The 21244-nt window shown below is 59.7% G+C and carries 24 protein-coding genes and 1 tRNA gene; 17 read left to right on the forward strand and 8 right to left on the reverse strand.

Translation table 11 applies throughout. The features are described 5' to 3' along the window. The first annotated feature begins 44 nt into the window (after positions 1-44). The 14 genes from OBACDRAFT_RS19335 to OBACDRAFT_RS19390 all read left to right on the forward strand — a co-directional run bounded on the left by OBACDRAFT_RS19335 (position 45) and on the right by OBACDRAFT_RS19390 (position 9789). Positions 45-746: a hypothetical protein gene (locus OBACDRAFT_RS19335; RefSeq protein WP_043588465.1), complete on the forward strand. Its 702-nt coding sequence runs from the start codon at positions 45-47 to the stop codon at positions 744-746. A 4-nt stretch (positions 747-750) separates the two neighbouring features. After that, positions 751-1245: a hypothetical protein gene (locus tag OBACDRAFT_RS28570; protein ID WP_043588467.1), complete on the forward strand. Its 495-nt coding sequence runs from the start codon at positions 751-753 to the stop codon at positions 1243-1245. 44 nt (positions 1246-1289) lie between these two features. Continuing rightward, on the forward strand, positions 1290-1982 hold the full coding sequence (locus OBACDRAFT_RS19345) for a hypothetical protein (protein ID WP_043588468.1): 693 nt from the start codon (positions 1290-1292) through the stop codon (positions 1980-1982). A gap of 3 nt (positions 1983-1985) precedes the next feature. Continuing rightward, positions 1986-3566 (forward strand): DEAD/DEAH box helicase, encoded by a 1581-nt coding sequence (locus OBACDRAFT_RS19350; RefSeq protein WP_052362269.1) that lies wholly within the window; start codon positions 1986-1988, stop codon positions 3564-3566. Next, positions 3559-4023 carry a RusA family crossover junction endodeoxyribonuclease gene (locus OBACDRAFT_RS25815; RefSeq protein ID WP_052362270.1) on the forward strand — a complete coding sequence of 155 codons (465 nt, stop codon included), beginning with the start codon at positions 3559-3561 and terminating at the stop codon, positions 4021-4023. Before OBACDRAFT_RS19350 ends, OBACDRAFT_RS25815 begins: the two co-directional genes overlap by 8 nt. Next, a complete protein-coding gene (locus tag OBACDRAFT_RS29035; RefSeq protein WP_198529948.1) occupies positions 4011-4301 on the forward strand; it encodes a hypothetical protein in 291 nt (96 codons plus the stop codon). Before OBACDRAFT_RS25815 ends, OBACDRAFT_RS29035 begins: the two co-directional genes overlap by 13 nt. 3 nt (positions 4302-4304) lie before the next feature. Then, on the forward strand, positions 4305-4712 hold the full coding sequence (locus tag OBACDRAFT_RS19360) for a hypothetical protein (RefSeq protein WP_043588470.1): 408 nt from the start codon (positions 4305-4307) through the stop codon (positions 4710-4712). A gap of 57 nt (positions 4713-4769) precedes the next feature. Continuing rightward, positions 4770-5138 (forward strand): hypothetical protein, encoded by a 369-nt coding sequence (locus OBACDRAFT_RS19365; protein WP_043588471.1) that lies wholly within the window; start codon positions 4770-4772, stop codon positions 5136-5138. Positions 5139-5657: 519 nt separating this feature from the next. Continuing rightward, the gene (locus tag OBACDRAFT_RS19370) at positions 5658-5990 is read left to right on the forward strand and encodes a hypothetical protein (protein WP_043588473.1); all 333 of its coding nucleotides are present in this window, start codon (positions 5658-5660) and stop codon (positions 5988-5990) included. A gap of 24 nt (positions 5991-6014) precedes the next feature. Beyond that, positions 6015-6296, forward strand: coding sequence for a hypothetical protein (locus OBACDRAFT_RS19375; protein WP_043588475.1), 282 nt, complete (start codon positions 6015-6017; stop codon positions 6294-6296). Positions 6297-6323: 27 nt separating this feature from the next. Next, entirely contained in the window at positions 6324-6866 is a 543-nt protein-coding gene (locus tag OBACDRAFT_RS19380) for a class I SAM-dependent rRNA methyltransferase (RefSeq protein WP_198529949.1), read from the forward strand. Next, complete coding sequence (locus tag OBACDRAFT_RS28580) at positions 6863-7051, forward strand: hypothetical protein (RefSeq protein WP_157837202.1); 189 nt, start codon at positions 6863-6865, stop codon at positions 7049-7051. Before OBACDRAFT_RS19380 ends, OBACDRAFT_RS28580 begins: the two co-directional genes overlap by 4 nt. A gap of 46 nt (positions 7052-7097) precedes the next feature. Then, positions 7098-7484: an ASCH domain-containing protein gene (locus OBACDRAFT_RS19385; RefSeq protein WP_043588479.1), complete on the forward strand. Its 387-nt coding sequence runs from the start codon at positions 7098-7100 to the stop codon at positions 7482-7484. Positions 7485-7779: 295 nt separating this feature from the next. Then, positions 7780-9789: a BT4734/BF3469 family protein gene (locus OBACDRAFT_RS19390; protein ID WP_043588481.1), complete on the forward strand. Its 2010-nt coding sequence runs from the start codon at positions 7780-7782 to the stop codon at positions 9787-9789. Here the strand turns inward: OBACDRAFT_RS19390 and OBACDRAFT_RS19395 are convergent. Both OBACDRAFT_RS19395 and OBACDRAFT_RS19400 read right to left on the reverse strand, forming a co-directional pair. Further along, positions 9770-11011, reverse strand: a complete 1242-nt coding sequence (locus OBACDRAFT_RS19395; RefSeq protein ID WP_043588482.1) for a tyrosine-type recombinase/integrase — start codon at positions 11009-11011, stop codon at positions 9770-9772. The genes OBACDRAFT_RS19390 and OBACDRAFT_RS19395 overlap by 20 nt on opposite strands. Before the next feature lie 72 nt (positions 11012-11083). After that, a tRNA-Pro gene (locus OBACDRAFT_RS19400) sits at positions 11084-11160 on the reverse strand. A gap of 184 nt (positions 11161-11344) precedes the next feature. Between OBACDRAFT_RS19400 and OBACDRAFT_RS19405 the strand changes: the two genes are divergently transcribed. The 3 genes from OBACDRAFT_RS19405 (at position 11345) to OBACDRAFT_RS19415 (ending at position 14449) form a co-directional block, all read left to right on the forward strand. Further along, positions 11345-12784: a sigma-54-dependent transcriptional regulator gene (locus tag OBACDRAFT_RS19405; RefSeq protein ID WP_043588483.1), complete on the forward strand. Its 1440-nt coding sequence runs from the start codon at positions 11345-11347 to the stop codon at positions 12782-12784. A 156-nt stretch (positions 12785-12940) separates the two neighbouring features. Continuing rightward, positions 12941-13624, forward strand: a complete 684-nt coding sequence (locus OBACDRAFT_RS19410; protein WP_052362274.1) for a prepilin-type N-terminal cleavage/methylation domain-containing protein — start codon at positions 12941-12943, stop codon at positions 13622-13624. Between the two features lie 114 nt (positions 13625-13738). Further along, complete coding sequence (locus tag OBACDRAFT_RS19415) at positions 13739-14449, forward strand: hypothetical protein (protein WP_043588484.1); 711 nt, start codon at positions 13739-13741, stop codon at positions 14447-14449. Here OBACDRAFT_RS19415 and OBACDRAFT_RS19420 read toward each other — a convergent pair. The 6 genes from OBACDRAFT_RS19420 to OBACDRAFT_RS19445 all read right to left on the reverse strand — a co-directional run bounded on the left by OBACDRAFT_RS19420 (position 14446) and on the right by OBACDRAFT_RS19445 (position 21243). Next, positions 14446-15486: a LacI family DNA-binding transcriptional regulator gene (locus OBACDRAFT_RS19420; protein ID WP_232767416.1), complete on the reverse strand. Its 1041-nt coding sequence runs from the start codon at positions 15484-15486 to the stop codon at positions 14446-14448. The genes OBACDRAFT_RS19415 and OBACDRAFT_RS19420 overlap by 4 nt on opposite strands. Before the next feature lie 42 nt (positions 15487-15528). Beyond that, positions 15529-17955, reverse strand: a complete 2427-nt coding sequence (locus OBACDRAFT_RS19425; RefSeq protein ID WP_052362272.1) for a GH39 family glycosyl hydrolase — start codon at positions 17953-17955, stop codon at positions 15529-15531. A 112-nt stretch (positions 17956-18067) separates the two neighbouring features. Further along, positions 18068-19207 (reverse strand): glutamate 5-kinase, encoded by a 1140-nt coding sequence (gene proB / locus OBACDRAFT_RS19430; protein ID WP_043588487.1) that lies wholly within the window; start codon positions 19205-19207, stop codon positions 18068-18070. Between the two features lie 24 nt (positions 19208-19231). Next, positions 19232-19777 (reverse strand): ribosome recycling factor, encoded by a 546-nt coding sequence (frr, locus tag OBACDRAFT_RS19435; RefSeq protein WP_043588488.1) that lies wholly within the window; start codon positions 19775-19777, stop codon positions 19232-19234. Positions 19778-19825: 48 nt separating this feature from the next. After that, complete coding sequence (gene pyrH, locus OBACDRAFT_RS19440) at positions 19826-20617, reverse strand: UMP kinase (RefSeq protein WP_081722210.1); 792 nt, start codon at positions 20615-20617, stop codon at positions 19826-19828. Positions 20618-20724: 107 nt separating this feature from the next. Beyond that, positions 20725-21243, reverse strand: a complete 519-nt coding sequence (locus tag OBACDRAFT_RS19445; RefSeq protein WP_052362273.1) for a YgaP-like transmembrane domain — start codon at positions 21241-21243, stop codon at positions 20725-20727. Position 21244 lies beyond the last annotated feature (1 nt).

Consider the following 21244-nt stretch of genomic DNA (forward strand, 5'->3'; position numbering starts at 1 on the left):
CGGGGCGCATAACGCCCCCGCGTAACCGAATAACCAATACAACAATGGAACTCATCACCATCCCCGGCCTGAGCTATCAGGCCCCCAGCCTCACCGCCGAGGCAATCAAAGCCCGCAATGCTCTCGTTGCCGAGGCCGCCGGCATCATCACCATTACCGACGAAATCACTGCCGGAGCCGCCGCCGCGATCCTGAAAGACATCGCCACCAGCCTCGCCAGTTGCGAAGCCGCCCGCAAGCTCGTGAAGACCCCTGTTGACGAACTCGCCGGGAAGATTCAGGAGGTGGCAAAAAGCTACGCCGGACCACTCACCAACGAGAAAGACCGCCTCTCTCGCATCCTTGGAGCCTACCAGCAGGCCAAGCGCGAAGAGCACGCCAAAGCCGAGCGCGAAGCGCAGGAAGCCGCAGCCAGAATCCGCGACGAGGAAGAGCGCAAAATCGAGGCCGCCGCGTTCGAGCACGGCGAGAACTCAGCCGAGGTTCAGCAGGCGGTCGAAACCGGCACGCAGCGAGTTGCCGAGGCACGGCAAGAAATCGCCAACGTTGCCGCGCCGAAGATCGAGGGAACCGCCCTCAAAAAAACGTGGGCATGGGAGTTGACCGACATCAACGCCCTGTTCGCCGCCCGCCCCGACCTCGTGACGCTCACGCCCGACAAGACGGCCATCCGCGCCGCGCTCAAGAAAACCCAATCCATCCCCGGCCTCCGCATTTTCGAGGACGTCAAAACCATCATCCGCTAAATCCATGAAAGCACTACAAGAAAAAGGCCAGTTTCCGGCCACTGCATCCAACACGCAATTCGGCCAGTCTGACACCGGTTCCGAATTCATCCAGATCACGTTCACCACGGACGAACATGAGACAATCACCGCCTGGCGCTATCTCACGCCAGCCGCATTTGAATACACCGTCCAAAATCTGCGCGAGGTATTCGGCATCGACAACGACGCCGAAAAATGGCCCTCGCAGATCGACGGCAAGCGTTGCTCCATCGTTACCGAGTTCGAGCAATACGATGGGAAAGACCGCCTCAAAGTCCGCTACATCAACACCGAAGGCGGCGGCACGAAGGCTCCAAAACCGATCAGCAATCAGGCTGCGTTTCTCCGCGATATGACCCAGCGCACAAAGATGCTGCCTCATGCCACGGGCAACACCCCCCGCCCGACTCCGGCCCGACCGCCCACAAGACAAACGCCCCCTCCCGCCAGCATCGCCGACGAAGACGTTCCGTTCTGAAACCCGCCAAACCGAGCCGGGGCGGTATCCCCGGCACCATTACCATGATCTCATTCACCATCCCATTTCTTAAACTCGCCGCCGCTGCGTTGTTCGCCAGCCACGACGAATGCCGCTACATCCTCAATGTTGTCCGCGTCGAACGCCAAGACGCGAAAAAAATCCTTCTTGTCGCCACCGATGGAAAGCGCATCGCCATCATTCGTCATCAGGTCAGCGACAATCTGCCCGAGTTCGAATCATTCAGCATCCCGCTTCCACTGATCGACCGCGCCGACATCACCATCAAGGCCCGCGCTTACGAAACGCTGGCCTACGAATTGGAGGACGACGAAATCCCCAGCTACGCCGCCGCCAATCCAGACGCCGTCCTCACATTCGACGGCAAGACGGTTTCCATGACGATGCCGAACGGTATCACCTTTCTCGCGACATCGGGAAAGGAATTGAAGCAATTTCCATTTTGGAAAAGCACGCTCGCTGATCTGGACAAAGGCCAAACCAATAAATCTGTCATCTCCGTTTCCGGATTCCTGATGCGCGATTTTTGCCGGGCCGCCGCCATGCTCTCTCCCAACGTTGGAGCGCATTTGCTCATCACCGGCTACGGCAAACACGGCAATGGAAAGCCCATCGTCAACGCCATACGGATACCGAACAACGAAGACTTTTTCGGGCTCCTGATGCCTATCAAATGCGAGGAACACGACTCGGCCACAAAACCCGACTGGCTCTGATCCATGCCCGTCCAAGCCGACATGTTCCCGGTTCAGACGATAAGGGCGCGCCAACTGCGTCCCTATCAAACTGAATTTGTCAGCGCGGCCCTTGCCTCGCTGATCGAATTTGACCGCGTGCTAGGCGTGGCCGCCACAGGCGCGGGCAAGACCGTCATGGCAGGCGAGATCACCCGCCTAACCCTCCCCCTTGGCCCCGTCCTCTTTCTCGCCGACGCCAAGCAACTTGTCTGGCAGGCGGCAAAATCCCTCACCAACTGGACCGGCGAGCCCGCCGCCGTCGAAATGGCAGACAGTCATGCGCAACTTGGAGACCGTATCGTCGTCGCCACTACGCAAAGCATTGCCCGCCGTCTCAAAGGTTGGCCCCAAAATTACTTTTACCTCGTTATCGTAGATGAAGCCCACCGCAACACCCTTGGCGGACAGGCGCAGAGCGTTCTTCCCCATTTCACCACCGCGCAAACGCTCGGTATCACGGCCACGCCGTTCCGATCCGACAAACAGGAGCTTGGTAACTACTATCAGGCCATAGCCGACTGCGACGCCGGCCTGATCCGCCTCATCAACGAAGGATGGCTGTCGCGCATCACGATCAAGTCAGTCCCGGCGCCGGAGATTGATTTCACCAAAATCCGGACGGTCAAAGGTGACTTCGCCGACACTGATCTTGGTGCCGCGCTCAATCCCCACATTGACACACTGGCCCGCATCGTCGCCGAGCACGCCCGGGACCGCCGCACCGTCGCCTTTCTTCCGCTACGCGAGACCAGCCGCAATTTCGTCGCCGCCTGCAACGCCATCGGCCTGCGTGCCGTCCACGCGGACGGAGAGGACCGCGCCGGACTCGATGCCTTCGCCCGCCGGGATTACGACATCATCAGCAACGCGTCTCTCCTGACGACTGGCTGGGATCAGCCTGACGTCGATTGCGTCAGCATCTTCCGCCCGACCAAATCCTTTGTCCTCTACTCTCAAATGGTCGGGCGCGGCACCCGTATCCACCCCGGAAAGACAGACCTCCTCTTGCTCGATCCGCTTTACCTGTCAGAAACCGGCCTCGGCCTCATCCGCCCCTCGCGCCTGATCGCTCGCACCGCCGAGGAAGCCGCCGACATCGAAAAGCATCTGGCCGAGGGTGGACAGATTGACCTGTTTGAGGCCGAGGCCCGCGGCGTCGCCGACCGCGAGAAACGGATGCGGGAAAAGCTCGCCGAAGCCGCCAAGAAAAAAGCCCGGACGGTCGATGCCATCGAGTTCGCCCTATCCATCGGCGACGACGCCCTTGCCGGTTACGAGCCCGAGGCCGGTTGGGAAATGACCAAGCCGAGCACGGCGCAACTTGCGGCACTGGAGAAGATGGGATTCGCCCCCGAAACCATCACCAGCAAGGGACTCGCCTCGCAGATTTTCGACCGCCTCAGCGCCCGCCGTATCCACGGATTGGCGACGCCCAAGCAACTCCGCTGGCTCATCCGCATGGGCCATCCCCGTCCCGCCACCGCCACTTTTGAGGAAGCATCTAAATTTTTGGATGCGAAGTGGAACCGAAAAGAAAAACAACTCGTTAATATCCATGAATAAACCAATCGTTTTTTTTGTCTCAGGCGACCCGAAGGGCCAGCCTCGCCCCCGCGCCTTCGCCCGGCGCGTTGGGAACAAATTCGTTGCTCGTGTATTCGACGCCGGGACCGCCGAGGGCTGGAAGTCCCGCATCGCCGTTGCGGCCAAATCGCTCACACCAGCTCAACCTTACACCGACCCCGTTCGCGTCAGGCTGCATTTCTTCTTCCCGCGCCCCAAAGCCCATTTCCGCACCGGGAAAAATGCACACCTCATGCGGGACGACGCCCCCTCCTACCACATCGCCAAGCCCGATTGTGACAACCTCGCCAAAGCAGTTTTGGACGCCATGACGCAGCTAGGCGGCTGGTGGGGGGACGATCAGCAGGTTGCCAGCCTCGCAGTCTGCAAGAGCTACGTATCCACCATCCAGCTACATCCCGGCGTTAATATCTCCGTCTCACAATGCAACCAGTAAATCCACAATCACCCTTTATTCTCGTTACAGGATGGGATGGGTTCCCGCTCCACATCGACGCACGGCGGATAATGTCGGTCAAGGCCCATGTCGATTCCACACCGGAGAGTCCGCGCTGCATGGTAAACATGTCATGTGAGCGCGAGAGCGAGGAATGGAACCTGCGCACTCCTGCGGATACACTGCTCGCAACCCTTCACGACATCAACCCCTTGGTTTTTCGTCCGCTCAACACACCGAATGCGGAGGGCGTAGCCACTCCTCAATTACATGGTTAGCCTATGAAAACGAAACACAAGCCCTTCAAGATCAAGCGCGGGTTCTACAACTATCGCGGCTACAACATTGTCGCATGTGGCCCGCGCCGCTGGACGATCATGAATGAAGACGACTCCGTTGCTGCCGAAACCAAGACGCTCCGTGTGATGCTGCGCAAGTGCGACGGGTGGGAGCGTGAGACAGCAGCGAAGCCAAGAAAATACGTGCGGCTTCGCCCCGGTCAGAAGCGTCGCGTCGGCTACCAATACCGCTACCGCGACGCATGCGGTTGGACACCGTGGCTCAATGGAGACCACGAGGGATGGACCATTTGCCCCGGCACCGGTTGCCAGTTTCGCGCCCCTAGACTCCGCGTAACAATCAGGCCAGAGAATCCGGCCCGAAAACCTGAACCCTCCGCCTACCCGTGACGCTTGGCCGGATTCTCTGCGGCGCATGGTTAGGCCCGTAACCAATAAACGAATACAATGAGCAAACATATCCCCCGCCCCCCGCTGGAAATCGCGGACGAATACGAGATGAGCGCGCAGAGCTGTGCCGACTTCGGAGATCAGGAGTCGGCGGCAGAAGACATGGAGGTGGCACGCACCATCCGCGGGTTGGTCCGCGACCTCGCGGCCGCCGTTAAGGACTCGGCCCGCATGGATTGGATGGCGGACAGCTACGGAGCCGCCGGGCTCGATCAGGCATCCGCCGAGGAAGAGGCGCGCACTTACGAGCGCGCCTATGGCGAGGCTAAAAAACGCGGCATGGCGGATCGCGGTGCGGTGCGCTTCGCGGTCGATGCTGCCATCGCCCTTCGGCCTAACGTTCCTGATGAGCCACGCGATGAATAACGCCCAGCAGCAAAACCGAGCGCAATCGCGTTGTGCTCTGGCAGGTGGTTCTCTGCGCCGTGGCACGCGTCTTCGCTCTATGAAGTGGGGCGACTGCATCCTGATTCGACCGGCCACTCTCGCGCCCGGAACGCGCGTGAATGTCAACGGCGTCTGGGGCCAAATCCGAAACCGATGGCTACCCGCTGAAGACTTTGCGGCAGGCACAGAGAACCCGGAGGTGAAACATGAGCGCTAGCGAATTGTTTCCACTGGCTGGTTCTGCACATCTTCGGCTATGCCCGAAGTGCCGCGAGAAACCTGTTTGGTGGCCCGCTGTAAATCACAGATACGGAAAGCTCGCATGCCCGAATGGGCACCATGTTACGGCGGAGGCCTCTCCCGAGGCCAATGCCTACGACTGGAATATTTGGTCAAAGGAGACCGCAGCAGAGATGCGCAACAAGAAGGAGCGTAACACCGAGGCCAGCGAACCCGGCCCGGGCGTCTGGTTCAGCCTCCGAAAATAACCTCACGACAATGGACACCTACGACGAAAAACTGACCGCGTGGAAACGCGCCCATGGCATGCCCGAAGAGCGGGCCGCCGAAGAGATCCCGGCCGGCGAGCTGCGCATGATGGCGGAGGACGCAAAATCGACAGGGAAAAGCTACTGCTGGATGTGCGCCGAAGAGTTCCCGATCCGCGACATGGTGATCGAGACGAGCCCCTACAACCAGATGGACGAGGAGGCCATGGATGAAACGGGGTACGTCCCGGAGCCGGACCGCGTGCGGAAATGCAAAGCCTGCGTAAAGCGCGAGGAAGACGAATTTAACGGAGTCGAAGAGGGCCAAGACCCGAACGGCTGAACACACCAGCGGAGGCACGCACCAATGGATAACGAAACACAACAAAAGCCAGAGGCGTTGCCTCCCGCGAATGGTTGGCCGGGCTTGTTCCTCTATCTCGGCGAAGCGGTCTTCCGCTTTGTGGGTTACGCTTTTTTCATGTTGGCTGGTGGGGGCATCGTCGCAAAAGCCAACCTCTTCGGCGTCCTCGTAGTGCTGTGTCTTGGTCACATGAGCATTAGCATGGCAATGGTTATAGACCAGATGGAGCGCGAGAAAGATTCCGATTCGGACAACACCGGAAACCAGCCGGCGAAGCTCGGCTGAGGAGACTTGGTTAGACTTTTGAATACAATGAAATTCACACGAACATGGGCGATGCCGAACGGAGACACATTCAGTGTCCCCCCGATCGGCGACTTCGTGCGCAGCTACCTCGCCGCATCGCGTTGCTCGGTCGATCCCTTTGCTCGCAATAAGCGTTGGGCAACGCATACCAACGACCTCAATCCCGAAACCGAGGCAGAGCATCACATGGACGCTGAGGAGTTCCTCCGGATGCTCGCGCTTCGCGGGGTAAAGGCTGATCTGGTGATCTTCGATCCGCCCTATTCCCCCCGACAAATCAGCGAATGCTACAAGTCGGTCGGCCTCACGGTCGGGATGAAAGAGACACAATCCGCGCTACTCTACCAGCGCGTGCGAAACGCTATCGTCCCCATCCTCGCAGACGACGCCACGGTCCTCTCGTTTGGATGGAACACGGTCGGGATGGGGAAAAAGCATGGCTTCAGGATTTCCGAAATTCTCCTCGTATCACACGGAGGGGCACACAACGACACCATCTGTATGGCCGAGCACCTCGTGTCGAAATGCAAACAGGCCGAACTACTATGACACCAAAAGCACGAGAGGTAATTCATGCGGCGCGTGAAGTCGCAAAAATGAAGACTCCAAGCGTTCCGGAAATTCTGTCGAAGCGCGGCTTCGCATACGAAGCTCAAAAGATTGCCGATCTGATCACGGCCATCGATCACTTCGATCAGCAAGCAGCGCCTGCCTCTGATCGGTCTAACACCTGATTCTGGAAAGAGGCGTTCGTATATCAGTCACCAAAATTTCACTACAATGATCACACCCGACCTTCTCAACCTCCCCGTTCTCTCCATCCGCCAACCTTGGGCATGGATGATCCTCAACGCCGGCAAAGACATCGAGAACCGCAACTGGACGACGCGATTCCGCGGACGCTTCCTCATCCATGCCGCGAAGGGATGCACTCGAAATGAATACGAGTCCGCTTGCGAGTTCGCACGGCTCGAATTTGACGGAGACATCCCGAACCTCGATACCATTCCCCGCGGCGGCATCGTCGGCGTCGCTGAAATCGTGGACTGCGTGAGCCGATCCGACTCCATGTGGTTCTTCGGTCGCTACGGCTTCGTGCTCCGCAACGTGCAACCCCTCCCGTTCCATCCCTGCAAAGGCGCGCTCGGCTTTTTCTACATCCAATGACGACTGCATGGACATATTGCGGGACCGTGTATGGTGCCGAGGGTAAACGCACCTGCCCGGAATGTACCAAAATTGTGCGTTACCTTCCGCACCATGATCCGATCGGGGAGCAACCTGCTGAGATTGTTCCCGTATTTTTGGTGCGCCGTGTAAATCGGAAGACCAACGATTGGTTCTATGGATGCCCGAATTTTCCTCAATGTCGATATTCTGAGAACCGCCCCAAGACCAGAACCGAACGGAACATCAATACCAGAGCATGGGCCAATGCCCAATGCGGACCGCATTTCTAATAGTGACACCCTCTCCACAAATCTCCCTCGTCAAATCGGCAACAGACACCGACTGCCAGACCATCACGGCCGCCGATGCCGTCGCCTCGATCCGCGACGGCAAATACGCCGACGCCATCGCGCAGATTCGAGCCAATCCGGACCAAGCCGAAACCCTCAAGCTCAAGCTCCCCGGCATCCTCTGGAGCGGGCAGTTCAAACGCCGTGCCATCGCCGGGATCGAGGCGCGGTCCGGCCTGATTGTCGCAGACATGGACGCCCTACCGGACCCCGCGCAGACCCGCGATTCACTGGCCTTTGACGACCACGCCTTTTGCGTGTTCCTCAGCCCCACCGCAACCGGGGTCAAGGCCGTGTTCCGGTGCCCATCCGAAGGCGACCACGCCGACGCCTACGCCGCGATGGAACATCACATGCGCGAGCGTTACGGCATCACCGTTGACCCATCCGGCAAGGACGTGTGCCGCATCTGTTTTATCAGTCACGATCCCGATCTACACTACAACCCCGACGCCAAGCCGTTGCCCCCCGCGCCAGCCCCCGAGCCTGCCACGCCGACGCAGCCGCCCAAACCGCCCAAGCCCGCGCCCCCTGCCAGCGACATCAGCCCCGGCGACGACTTCGACGAACGCGGCGCATGGATGGTCCCTGAATTATTGCGCTCCGCCGGATGGACCCAAGTTGGCAATTCCGAAAAATGGAGACGGCCCGGCGTAACTAACCATCACGGCGCGACGCTTGGCGTTGCAGGCCCCAGCGTGCTCAAAGTGTTTACCAGTAGTGTGCCCAACCTCCCCCCCGGCAATTACGGCCCCTTCCGCATCCTTGCCGCCCTCAGTTTCGGCGGCGACCACAGCGCAGCCGGACGCGAGCTTGCCCGCCAAGGCTACGGCACCCGGCGCCCCCTTTCCTCCGCACCGAAGAGCGGAGGCGCTACCCAAGACAAACTGCCCGGCGCAGAGCCGGGCGGGACACCCGAAAGCAACGAAGACCGCATTCGCCGAATGCTGCGCGAGTGCGCCTTTGACATGGGCAAGCCCCCGCCACCGCTGCGCCCCATTTTCAAACTCGGAGACACCATTATTTGCACGCCCGGCAATCTCACCACGATTCTTGCTCAGGCCAAGGTCGGTAAATCGGCATTCGTGCAAGCAGGCATGGCGGCGGCAATGACGCTGTCCGAAACCACCGCTGACACACTCGGAATCAAAGGCCGCAACGAAGACGGAAAAGCGTTTATCTACATCGACACCGAGCAGGCTCCTTACGACTTCTGGCACGGCATTGACCGGGCGAGGAAGCGCGCCTTGCTGCAAGACGTTCCCGCATGGGTGTACGCGCATGGTATTGCAGGTTTCACTACAACCGACGCCCGCCGCGCCGTCGAAATCCGAATGCATGACGCCTACATGGATTGCGAAGGTATCCAAGCCGTGATCATCGACGGCGTTGCCGACCTCGTGAACGACGTCAACGACGCCGAGGAATGCAGCCAGCTAGTGGCCGAGCTACACCGCCTCGCCATCCACTACGACTGCCCGATCATTTGTGTAATCCACCGCAACGAAGGTGAAAAAGCCGACAGCACGGCGCGCGGACACCTGGGAAAACAATTTATCCGGAAGGCGCAGACCAACCTCCTCATGGAAAAAGAGGACGAAATCACCCTCGTTTGGTCCAACCGACAGAGAGGCGCGCCCATCTTCAAGAAAGACGCCATCCGTTTCCGTTGGGATGATGATTTGAAAATGCACGTCTCTGCCAATGCCGAGGTGGCCGCAACCGCCGCCGATGCAAAGCGTCAAGAATGGGTTGAACTCGCTGAATCCGCCCTTCGCCCCGGCGAAAAGAAGACATGGGCCGAACTGGTAACAGCCCTGCAAGAAGCCCGCCGGACGCCGGACAAAATACCCGCCGAACGCACAATCGCCCGTTGGATCAACACGATGAAGAAGATCGGGATTCTGACCGTGAGTTACGGCTATTACTCCCTCAAAACCTCTGCGGCATGATTTTGAAATACGCCTTGCCCGCCGCCTCAGAAGCCCGCCCCTTGTAGAACTGATAAAGCATGGTCGGGTTGCGGTGTGTAAGGAGCACGGCAGTCTTGGCGGCATCCTTGAACGCGGCGAGGTGGTAGGTGGCGAAGGAATGCCGCAATACGTTGTGCATCGCTTCCAGTTGCACTGTTTGTTCCTCAGTCGGCTTCTGCCCGGCTGGAATCTCCGGCTTGAGCCCGGCCCGCTCAAAAGCCCGTCGTTTTGAGTCCAAATAGAGCCGTGCATTCATTTCCCAACCCTCTTCCGGCGCCACTTTCAACCACGCCCACAGATTGGCTGGAAACCCATCCACGTAATGCCGCCGCCCTGTCTTGTGCTTCTTCCCCGGAAAGATGATGCCCCGTTCCTTTTGATCGACATCCGCAAAATGGATGCGGGCCGCGCTCGCATATCGAATCCCGGCAAAAGCTTCCAGCGCCAGCCGACCGAGACAAAGTGCCTTGCGATTTGCCGTAAAAAGCTCCCGCGCCTGATCGACGGTCAGGATATTCACTTCCTCTTTTACCTCGCAATCGGGTACCGGTACAGCCTCGCAGGGATTGCGATCGATCCAACGCGAGGCAACCGCATGCTCCAGCATCCGATTGACCGTAGAACGATGGTGCAGCTTCGATTTATCCGACATCGCCGCCCCCGTCTTTGGATCAACAAGCCCATTCAGCCACTCCACAATTTTCCCCGACGTAAGCTCATAGAGAGGTATTGTGCCCCAAGAGGTTTTAAACCGCTTGAGGTGCAAGTCCCTGTGAGTGACTGAGTCTTTAGCCAGCTTTCGGGATGCCTGACTTTCCACCCAACGCTTGCACGCATCTTCGACACTCAGCTTCCCGTCCACGATGCCACGCATCCGCACCCAAAATTGGGCGACATCCAGCGGGTTTGCGCCGCCCGTGAGCCGTTCAAATTCTCGCCACACCTCGATTTCACGAGGGGAAACGGCAGTTGCTTCGACGCCGAATTTTTTCCGGCGGCTCAACCAGTCCCTTGCGAAATCGCCTCGTTCTTTGGCCGTAGCGAATGCTTGTGAGTCTTTTTTCCCGGCCACACGCCACCTGGCAATGAAAGGTTGCTCCCGTCCCGTGCGCATTTCATACCACATGCCACGAGGAGGCGTCTCTTCGTAGTTGGGCGTTTTGGGGGCGGATTTTGCAGGGCTCTGGTTGGGCGAAATCATTAGACAATGCCCAACAGACATCGAAACCCGTCGCAAGCCTTACCTCTGAAACGACCACTCACAGAGGAAGAGTGGTCGGGGTGGTGAGATTCGAACTCACGGCCTCTACGTCCCGAACGTAGCGCTCTACCAGGCTAAGCTACACCCCGATTTCTAGTCGGCCTCATTTGAGGAGTTGGAAACCATGACGAACCTTCAGGCTGCGCAGCAAGCAGAATCTCTTTCTTTCTCGCGCAAGTTTTTTTGTTGTTCAAAACGTCCGCCGGGCGCTCCCTTTCCATCACGGCTCGCCGTTCTCTCTCTACGCCCCGTCTCTCTTCCTTTGGTTCACCAATGATCGCCAGCGTTCTTATCATCGACGACGAAAAACATACCCGTGAAGGGCTCCGTCAGGCGCTCGAAGACGATTATGACGTGTTTGCCGCTTCCAATGCCGACGAAGCCTTCAACCTCATGGAGTCGCAGGAGTTCGACGTCATCCTCACCGATCTGCGCATGCCGGGCAAAAGCGGACTCAAGGTCATCGACAAAGCCCTCTCCCTGCCGCATCGCCCCGCGGTCATCATGATGACCGCTTATGGGAACATCGACACCGCCGTCGAAGCCATGAAACGGGGCGCGGTCGATTTTCTCACCAAACCGCTCAATATCGAACGGCTCGAAGTGCTCATTCAACGCGCCCTCAAAACCCGCACCCTCGAAGTTGAAGTCAAGCAACTCCACGAACGTCTCGACGACAAATTCAACTTCGAGGGGCTCATCGGACATTCGGCGCGTTTGCAGGATGTCGTGGATCGCGTGCGGCTCGTGGCGCCGTCGAAGGCCACGATCCTCATCGAGGGCGAGTCGGGCACGGGCAAGGAACTCATCGCGCAGGCCGTCCACCAGAGCAGTCCGCGGGCGCGCGCGCCGTTCATCGCGGTGCATTGCGCGGCGCTTTCGGAAAACCTCCTCGAAAGCGAAATCTTTGGTCACGAGCGCGGCGCGTTCACCGGCGCGATGGAGCGGCGCGTGGGACGCTTCGAGGCGGCGGACACGGGCACGCTGTTCCTCGACGAGATCGGGGAAATCTCCGCATCCACGCAGGTGAAGCTGCTGCGGTTTCTCGAAACGCGCGCCATCGAACGCGTTGGCGGCACCAAGTCCATCGCGCTCGACGTGCGGCTCGTCGCGGCCACCAACCGCAACTTGGAACAAATGGTGCGCGAGGGGAAGTTCCGGGAGGATCTGTTTTTCCGCATCAACGTCGTGCGCATCACCCTGCCGCCGTTGCGCGAGCGACCAGACGACATTCCGTTGTTGCTGGCGCATTACATCCAGTTTTTTGCGAAGGAAAATAACCTGCCGCCGCTGACCGTGGAGCCGGGCGCGTTGCGCACGTTGCAAGCCTATCCGTGGCCGGGAAACATCCGCGAACTGCGTAATTTTTGTGAGAATGTCGTGGTTCTCCATCGCGGCGGCAAATTGACCGAATACGATTTGGAACCGCGTTTCCGTCAGCCGTTCGCCGCGCCGTTGTCGCAGCCGCAGTCGGCGCAATCGGCGACACCGCTTGCGTTGCCGTTCGTCTCAACGACGACGTTGTCGGGCGGCACCGGGGGGGGGGGGGGAGGGGGATCGCTTTCGGTGGAGGAAAACGAGAAGCGTCTCCTGCGCGAAGCCTTGATAAAGGCGCGTGGCAAGCGCACCAAGGCGGCGCAGTTGATGGGTATCAGCCGCCGCACGCTGCACCGCAAGCTGGCCCAGTGGCCGGAACTCGACGTGTTGGATTGAGGCACGAGCGTCGTATGGATAACGGGACCGATGGCTGGCGTGGGCGTGCTACGATAGCACGCCGGCATGCTGTTCAATCCCCGCGTTTCGGGCAAAAGAGAGAGCGCAGACCACTTCATCGGCGTTATGCGCACATTTACCTCTCTCGGAAAACTCATGCCTCTTGCACCCAAATCATCAAATTTCTCCGACGCCACTCGGAAACCGTCCGGCTTCACGCTCATCGAGTTACTGACAGTGATCGCCATCATCGGCGTGCTGGCGGCCATCATCCTGCCTGTCACCTCCCGTGTCCGCGCCCAGGCGCGCACCGCGCATTGTGTTTCCAATCTCCGCCAGATCGGAACTGGTATCCAAATGTATGTTACAGACAATCGCGGACGGCTGCCGCCCGGCATCGGGGATGGAAACGAAATTCCCAAGGGCGTGGCGTTTACCTCCCGCCTTGGCCCCGTTGCACCTTTGCTGGGTTATGGTGGCATGACACTCGAAGCGTTTGAGTCGAAGCGGATGTTTCGCTGCCCGACAGCCCAACTGGATTCAGGAACGGGAAAATATACCAATGGTTACATGATCAATCTGGAGCTTTTTGGCGGTGAAGGATTTCCCTATCGCACCCTGAGTGAGATAGAAAATCCGTCGAAAAAAGTGGCAATGGGAGATGGCTTCTCTTCGAGCGCGGCACCGGCTTTCGCATCGAAGGACGGCGGCTACATCAAAATCTGGAGTTCGGTTCTCAAAAACGTCCACGGCGAAAAACTGAACGCGGCTTTTCTCGACGGACATGTCGAGCGACTTGAACTCTCGGCCATCGTCAAAGAGCAGATCGTTCCGAAGTAATTTCCTTCCAGAGTCCCCCCGTTTCAGTCCGCTGACCAGCCTCCTCCCCCCCCCTCCTGCTCCGTCTCCCGTTCGCTCCTTCTTGTCCGTAAACACTACAAACATCATTCCATTATGAAAACTATCACCCTGATCCTCCTCGGCACGGGCCTTTTTATGGCCGCCGTGCAGTCAAACGCCGCGACTCTGGCGTCATATACATTTGAATACGCCACGGATGCCGCCGATGCGTGGAAAGCCAGCGGAGTCGTTTCCTCGCTGACCGCCAGCGACATCAGCTTTGGCAACGCCACGCTGCAATCCGGCACGTCCATCGCGCATACAACCTCCGACACGACCGGCTGGTATGCCAAGGTGCAAAGTTCGGTCCTCACGGATAATTCGACGACTGCCAAGAACAACAATAACTACATTGAGCTTACGATTACTGCTGCTAGCGGGAGCACATTTAGTGTCACCGCACTCAGCTTTGATGGACAGATTCAGGGAGCGGGTCTCTATATTTACACTGGAGTTTATATCAGCACTGATGGGGTGAATTTTGGAGACCGACTCACTGGGCCCACACTCAATCCGAGCAACGCATCCACATTGACCAGTTTCACCGCTGGCAATCTGGGATCATTGGACAACTTAACTCGTGTCACACTTCGGCTTTACTTTCATGCGATCAACAAAGCGGAAACCAGATATTTCTACCTCGATAATCTGAAAATCGAAGGTTCCGTTTCGCAATCAGGTGTTCCCGAATCATCCACTTGGGCGGTGATCGCGGGCGGCGTTTGTCTTGGTCTGGTTCTGGTTTGGCGCCGCTTTTGTTTTTAGGCGAACAGCGTTATTGGGCGGCGGGGAGGAGCCGTTTCGCCGTCGCGCCATTTGCATTCGACGAGGACGATCTTGGGTTTGTCAGGCAGTCCGCGACGATTGAGGTTGAGTTGTTCGATCACCAGATCGAGCGCCGCCGCGCCGACGTCGCGGCGCTGCTCGTCCACGCTGGCGAAGCCGGTCTTCGTGATGTCAAGCAACGCGAATCCGCACGCGCCGGGCACGTCTACACCTGCCTCGCTCAACCAGTCGCAGGCTTTGTCGAAGGAGATGATGGCGTCGGGCTGGTGTTTCCGATACCAGCGCAGCAGTGCGTCCGCATCCCAGCACGGAGCCACAAGCGGCGGCACGCGACGAGCGCGTGGCAGATATTGTTGTTCCAAAAACGCGCCGGCCAGCCAGAGCCCGGCGACGCGTTGGTGGTTGATTTCCGACATCGCCATGCCCACGCGCTGATAGCCCAAACGGTGCAGGGATTGAAATGCCGTGCGGGCTGCGTGAAGGTGGTGGCTGCATGCGCGATGCAGGCCGGGAGCCGTCACTGTGTAGCCTCCGCAGGTGGCGGCGGCGAAGTAATCCCATTCGAGTTCCAAGGGATGTCCGGTGCGGTCGAGCGGTGAGATGAGCAGGCCGCGGATGCTTCGGTGACGCAGGATGCCGCTGAGCCGTGCGCCATTCATTCCGGGGGCGTCCAACCAAAACTCCTCCACGCGGTAACCGAGCGATTCTCCGTGTGCCTTCGCCCCTTGATAATTTGCGATGGAGGCCGAGTTTTCGCGCCATGCACCGGCGGTAGGGCCGGTGGTAATCCAGGCAATGGTTTCGTTGGCGGCAAACTGGCTGGAACGTACGCGGCTCATCAATTGCGAGAGCGCGGCGTCGGGACGATAGCCGAGTTTGTTGGCGATTTTTCTGATGCGTTCGCGTGTTTCCTGCGGCAGGACGGGGCTGTTTCGCAGTGCGCGGGAAACGGTCATCACGTGGACGCCGGCGGCGGCGGCCACGTGGGCCATGGTAACGCGTTTGATGAGCTTCATGCTACGATAGCTCATGCGGCAGGGCCGGTGGGGCAAGGGTGTTCAGCGTTGCGTCAGCGGGGGGGGGGAGGGAGGGGCTGGACGTTTTGTGCGCAGTTCAAGTGTGGTGGAGAGGAGCCAGAGGTTGGCCGGATTTACGATGCGCGCGTCGTCATGTGGCTGCGCGTGTCTGTCGCGTGTGACTTCGATCGTATTGTGCGTTTTTAGCAGATCGAGGGGTAGTTCGAGTTCGTTGTAGTTGGTTGCCAATACGCGATGGGGCTGTCCGTTAACGGTAACAATAAGTGGCACGCGCTGGTCCACGGTGCGTCGCGGTCTGGCGTGAGGGAGACCGCCAATGGCGAGTTTCAGCGTGGCTCCGTCCGCCCGGCCGAGTTCGTCCCCGATGGTAATTTTCAGGCGCAGAGGTTCCTGACTGGCGGCGGGGAGTTCTTCAAAAACGCGGTCTCCGTAAAAGTCTTTTCGAATGCGCACGGTTTGAGCCGGTTTCGCGGAGGCGTTGTCGCCAATTAGCGAATACATACCGTAGGGTTCCATTGCGAAAGTGACGCGGTTGTTCGCAATCGGGAGGCGGGTCCGGGTGGGGATGGCGTTGCGAGTCGCCGGATCGTATTCGAAGCGCTCCAGCGTCAGCTCTGTGCAATTTGCCGGGAGACCGTCAAGGTCGAGCGTCATGTTTTTACGGATACTTTTTTTGTTTTGGACAACGATGTTGAAGCGTCTCTCATTGCGGGCTGCGACGAGGTTCAGGTTTCCATCGGCGCTGTTGTTGTCGTTGTCGTCGTTGTCGGAGAGTTGGACCGGGAGGCGTTCTCCGCGCAGGTCACGGATGAGGTGGTAGAACCAGTAGATGGGATTGGGCTCCAAGTCTTGGTCGGTGAACATGCCGAAGAGTCCTTTCCAGTCGGTGATGTAAAAATAGGAGAGCGACTCCATTTTATCGGGGAGGTCGAGGGCGTTGAGGAGCAGGTCGGCGTAGTTGACGGTGATGTAACGCCAGCGGGCAGCGATGGGGTCCACTTGTTGGGCGGAGCGGAGGATGATGTTGCTTTCGCTGCCTGCGATGGGGAAGGGGCGTCCGAGTGTGTTGTGCGCGTAGTTGGCGAAGAGGGTTGCCTCGGCGCGCAGGCAGTGGGCGTCCACGCCGTAGTAGTGGGCGTCAAAGTGGTCGGCGAGCGGGGCGCATTCGTCGAGAAAGCGTTTGGCCCAGTGAGTCCAGAATGTGAATTCGTCGCCTTTTTCTCCGCGCGACCAGCCGAGCACGCCGCCGCCGGTGATGACGGGGCCGCCGATTTTCAGGCCGGGGTTGAGTCGTTTGATAGGCGGGACGGCGGCTTTGAAGAGTTCCATGTAGGTCTGGGATTTTTCGCGCCAGGGCACGGGGAGGTAGCGTTCGGCGTTGGGTTCGTTCCAGATGTAGACCCATTTGACGAGGTTGCCGGTGCGGTCGTTGATGGCTTTGAGGGTGTGGGCGGCGAGTTCGCCCCATTCGGCGGGGTCTTTGGGAGGGTAGAATTGGGTTTCGTCTTTGAAGCGTCCGGTGCCGGTGCTCTTGAAGTCGGAGCGGCGCATGTAGGGAGGGGCCTTGACGAGTGACATGTTGGCAAAGGCTCCGGCGGCGCGCACGGAGTCGAGTCCGGAGCGTTTGCGGGCAAAGGCGTGGTCGAAGGCGTCGGTTTCAAAAAAACTGCGGTCGAATTTTCCCGGGGCTTTGGGGTCTTCGGGGATTGGCAGGGTGCTGACGAAGTCTTCGGTCCAGACGGGAATCACCGCGAGGTTGAGGGGGGCGATGCGGTTTTTGACGAAGTCGGGTTTGCCGGTGATGTTGCACACGGAAAACAGGGTGTCGTGGATGCGGGACACGCCGTTGATCTGGAGTGTTTCGTTGAGAGCCACGGTTGCGAACGCGGAGGGGGGGGGGGGAGGGGAGGCAGGGGGGCGGGCGTGGTCGGCTTGGAGTTCGGCAAATGTGGGATATGGGGTGCCGCGTTCGGCGAAGCCATTTTGTGTCTCCCACTTGAGGGCCGTGACTTCGATGCCGGATATGCGGTGCTCGACCCATTCGCCGGTGGCGGTGCGGGGATCGTCTGCCGTCACCAGCACGCGGTCAAAGGTGGCGCTGGCGGGATTGGTTTTTGCGAGGATGCGGTAGGCGGTCGCAAAGCTGTGGGGATGTTGGATGAAACGGATGCGGTTGATCGTAGTGGGTTGGTCGAAGGTCAGCACGTAATCCACGCGAGGGTCGTCTGCCGGTGTGCGCCCGGAGGTTTTGGGGCGCGCGTAGGTATGGATGCTGTCATCGGTGGCAAGGGTGGCGGGAAACTCTTGTTGAAAAGTAGCTGGAGAATCGATGGCGGCGCGGGGGGCCGCAGAGGCGGAGGAGAGTCCGAAGGCGGTCGGGAGTGAGGCACACGCGAGGATGAACTGGCGAATCCGGTGCGCATAAGGAGAGCGGGGGGCGAAATGCATGACCGGAGTGTCAACGGTTGGAGTTCGGGAGCCAGCCGCCGTTTGTGCTAATGTAGCATGAAGAACACTGACAGGCTGTGTGTGCGGGGGGGGGGGGGGGAGTGGGGCGGAATCAAAGCACCACGAGGTTGTCGCGGTGGATGACTTCGAGGTGCTTGCGGCCGGGGAAACGCGGTTTGAGTTCGTCGCTCGTTTTGCCGGCGATGGTTTTGACTTCGTCGTCCGCGTAAGCGGCGACGCCTCGCGCGATGACCGTGCCTTGCGGGTCGATGATATCGACGATGTCGCCTTTCTCAAAGCTGCCGTTGACTCCGGTGACGCCGACGGCGAGCAGGCTGCGGCCTTGTTCGCGGATCACCGGCACGGCGGGGGCGTTGATCGTGATGGCGGCGCGGGGGCGCTGGAAGTAGGCAATCCAGTGTTTGCGGGATTCGAGCCGGAGGCCGGCGGGAACAAAAAAGGTGCCGGGGTTGCGTCCGCCGAAAATGCGGGCGAGCACGTCGGGCTCGGCTCCGCTGGCAATGAAGACGCCGCAGCCGGCTTTGGTGGCGAGTTTGGCGGCGGTGATTTTGCTGATCATGCCGCCGGTGGCGGTGATGCTGGTGGTGCCTTGCGCCATAGCCTCGATCTCGGGCGTGAATTTTTCCACGACAGGCACGATGAGGCCGGTGCCTTTCATGTCGATGAGGCCGGGGGCGGTGGAGAGGATGACGAGGTGCTGCGCGCCGACAAGGGCGGCAACCATGGCGGAGAGGGTGTCATTGTCGCCAAATTTGATTTCGGCGGCGCTGACGGTGTCGTTCTCGTTGATGATGGGGATGGCTCCGTAGTCGATGAGTTCTTGCAGGCAGGTTTTGACGCCGAGGTAACGCTGGCGGCTGCGGAGGTCTTCATGGGTGAGGAGGACTTGGGCGGCGGTGAGCTTTTGGGGATTGGCATCAAAACCGCGTTGCCAGGTCTGCATGAGGAGCGACTGGCCGATGGCGGCGCAGGCTTGCTTGCGGGCGACTTCGGCGGGTTTGCGTTTGAGTCCGAGGCGCCCCATGCCGAGGCCGACGGCGCCGGAGGAAACGACAATGACCTCGGTGCCGGCGGCGCGCAGGGCGGCGATTTCGCCGGCGATGGCGGCGACGCGAGCTGTATTGAGTTGTCCGATACCGGTCGTCAAAACGCCGGTGCCGAGCTTGATGACAACGCGGCGGGGTGCGGCTGCAAGCGAGGGGGGGAGGGAAGGGAGGGAGCGGGTGGGCATGGCGTGGGCGGACGGAGCCGACGATCACACGGCGAGCAATTCCTTTTCTTTGGCGGCGAGGTGCTTGTTGACCTCCTCAATGGATTTGTCGGTGAGGGTTTGGATGTCTTTTTCGAGACGCTTGGTTTCGTCCTCGGAGAGCTTGGCTTTTTTGACGTTTTCGAGGGTGTCGCGACGGAGGTTGCGCACGTGGACGCGGCCTTCTTCGGCAAGGCGGTTGGCCACTTTCACGAATTCGAGGCGGCGTTCGCGGCTCATCTCGGGGAGGGGCACGCGGATGAGGTTGCCGTCAACGTTGGGATTGAAACCGAGGTTGGCGATCTGAATGCCTTTGCTGATGGCTTGGACGAGGCCCTTGTCCCACGGCTGGATGACGATCATGCGGGCGTCGGGCGTCATGATGGCGGCGCAGTCTTTGATGCGCATTTGCGAGCCGTAGGCGTCGATCATGACGCCTTCGACCATGGCGGGCGTGGCCTTGCCGGTGTGGATGTTGGCAAATTCGTGGAGCGTGTGGTCCACGGCTTTTTTCATGCGGGTCTGGGCTTCGGTAAGGATGGTGGAGGTCATGGTGTGTATGTGTGGAAAAAGCTAAAATGCTGAAAATCTGAAATAAAATCAGCCGTGGACGAGGGTGCCGACTTTTTCGCCGTGGGTGGCGCGACGGATGGCGCTGGGGTCGTTGAGGTCAAACACGAGGATGGGGATGTTGTTGTCGAGGCAGAGCGAGAAGGCGGTGGAGTCGAGAACGTTGAGGCGCTGCTTGAGCGCGTCGATGTAGGTGAGTTCGTCGTATTTGACGGCGTCGGGGAATTTTTTCGGGTCCTTGTCGTAAATGCCGTCCACCTTGGTGGCCTTCATGATGACGTTGGCGCCAATCTCGGAGGCGCGAAGGGCGGCGGTGGTGTCGGTCGAGAAATAGGGGTTGCCGGTGCCGGCAACGAAGATGACAACGCGGCCTTTTTCGAGGTGGCGCACGGCGCGGCGCAGGATGAAGGGTTCGGCCACCTGGTCCATGGGAATGGCGGTTTGCACGCGGGTGTGAACGCCGAGTTTTTCGAGGCAATCCATGATCGCGAGGCCGTTGATGACGGTGGCAAGCATGCCCATGTAGTCGCCGGTGGTGCGGTCCACGCCGCGTTTGGCTCCCTGGAGTCCACGGAAAATGTTGCCGCCGCCAATGACGACGCCGATCTCGACGCCCATTTCGTGGATTTCTTTTACTTGGAGGCACATGCGCTCGAGGATGCCGGCGTCGATGGACTCGGAGCCTTTGCCGCGGAGGACTTCACCGCTGAGTTTGAGGACGACGCGCTTGTATTTGATCGCGGAGGACACCGCAATTTTGGCAACGGGTGCGATGGACGCGATGGGTGCGGTGATTGTTGAAGAAGCCAGCTTGGATTGCATGAGGAGCGACTCAACGGGAATGGTTAACTGCGGTCAAGCTGGTGCGCGCGGCAGGGATGGGCGGCATGATGCGCGGTCCAGGCAAAAAACCATGAAAGGGGTGCCGGTTACTTGTTGCGGCGGCGATTCCACGGGCATTTGGCGAGGAGCAGGCCCAGTCCGCAAAAGTCGGTGATGCCGGCAAAGACGAGACCCGCGCCGACGAAGCCGGAGAGCCAGATGAAGGCAGGGTGGACAAACCAGCCGAGTATCGCACCAGCGGCTACAAGCGAGCCGGCTGCGATGCGCACCTGACGCTCAAGGCTGATAACGCGGCTCTGGCCGCGCGTGACAGGCAGGCCGGCGTCGATCCAGGCCAGAGTGCCGCCGGTGATAACAACCGGTTGTCTGAAACCGGCGGCGGCGAATTTGCCGGCGGCACGGGTGGCGCGGGTTCCGCTGCGGCAGAGGAGGTAAACGGGGCGGTCGGCACTGGCGCGTCCGGAGATGGCGAGAGCGGCGGGGTCGAGTTCGTCGAGTGGGATGTTGGCGAGGGTGGCGGGAGGGGGAAGGGTGGCGTGGACTTCGTCGAATTCGGGTGGTGTGCGCACGTCGATGACCGTGGCGTTGCGTTCGGTGAGGAGCAGG

Source organism: Geminisphaera colitermitum TAV2, from assembly GCF_000171235.2.
Taxonomy (GTDB): Bacteria; Verrucomicrobiota; Verrucomicrobiia; order Opitutales; family Opitutaceae; genus Geminisphaera; species Geminisphaera colitermitum.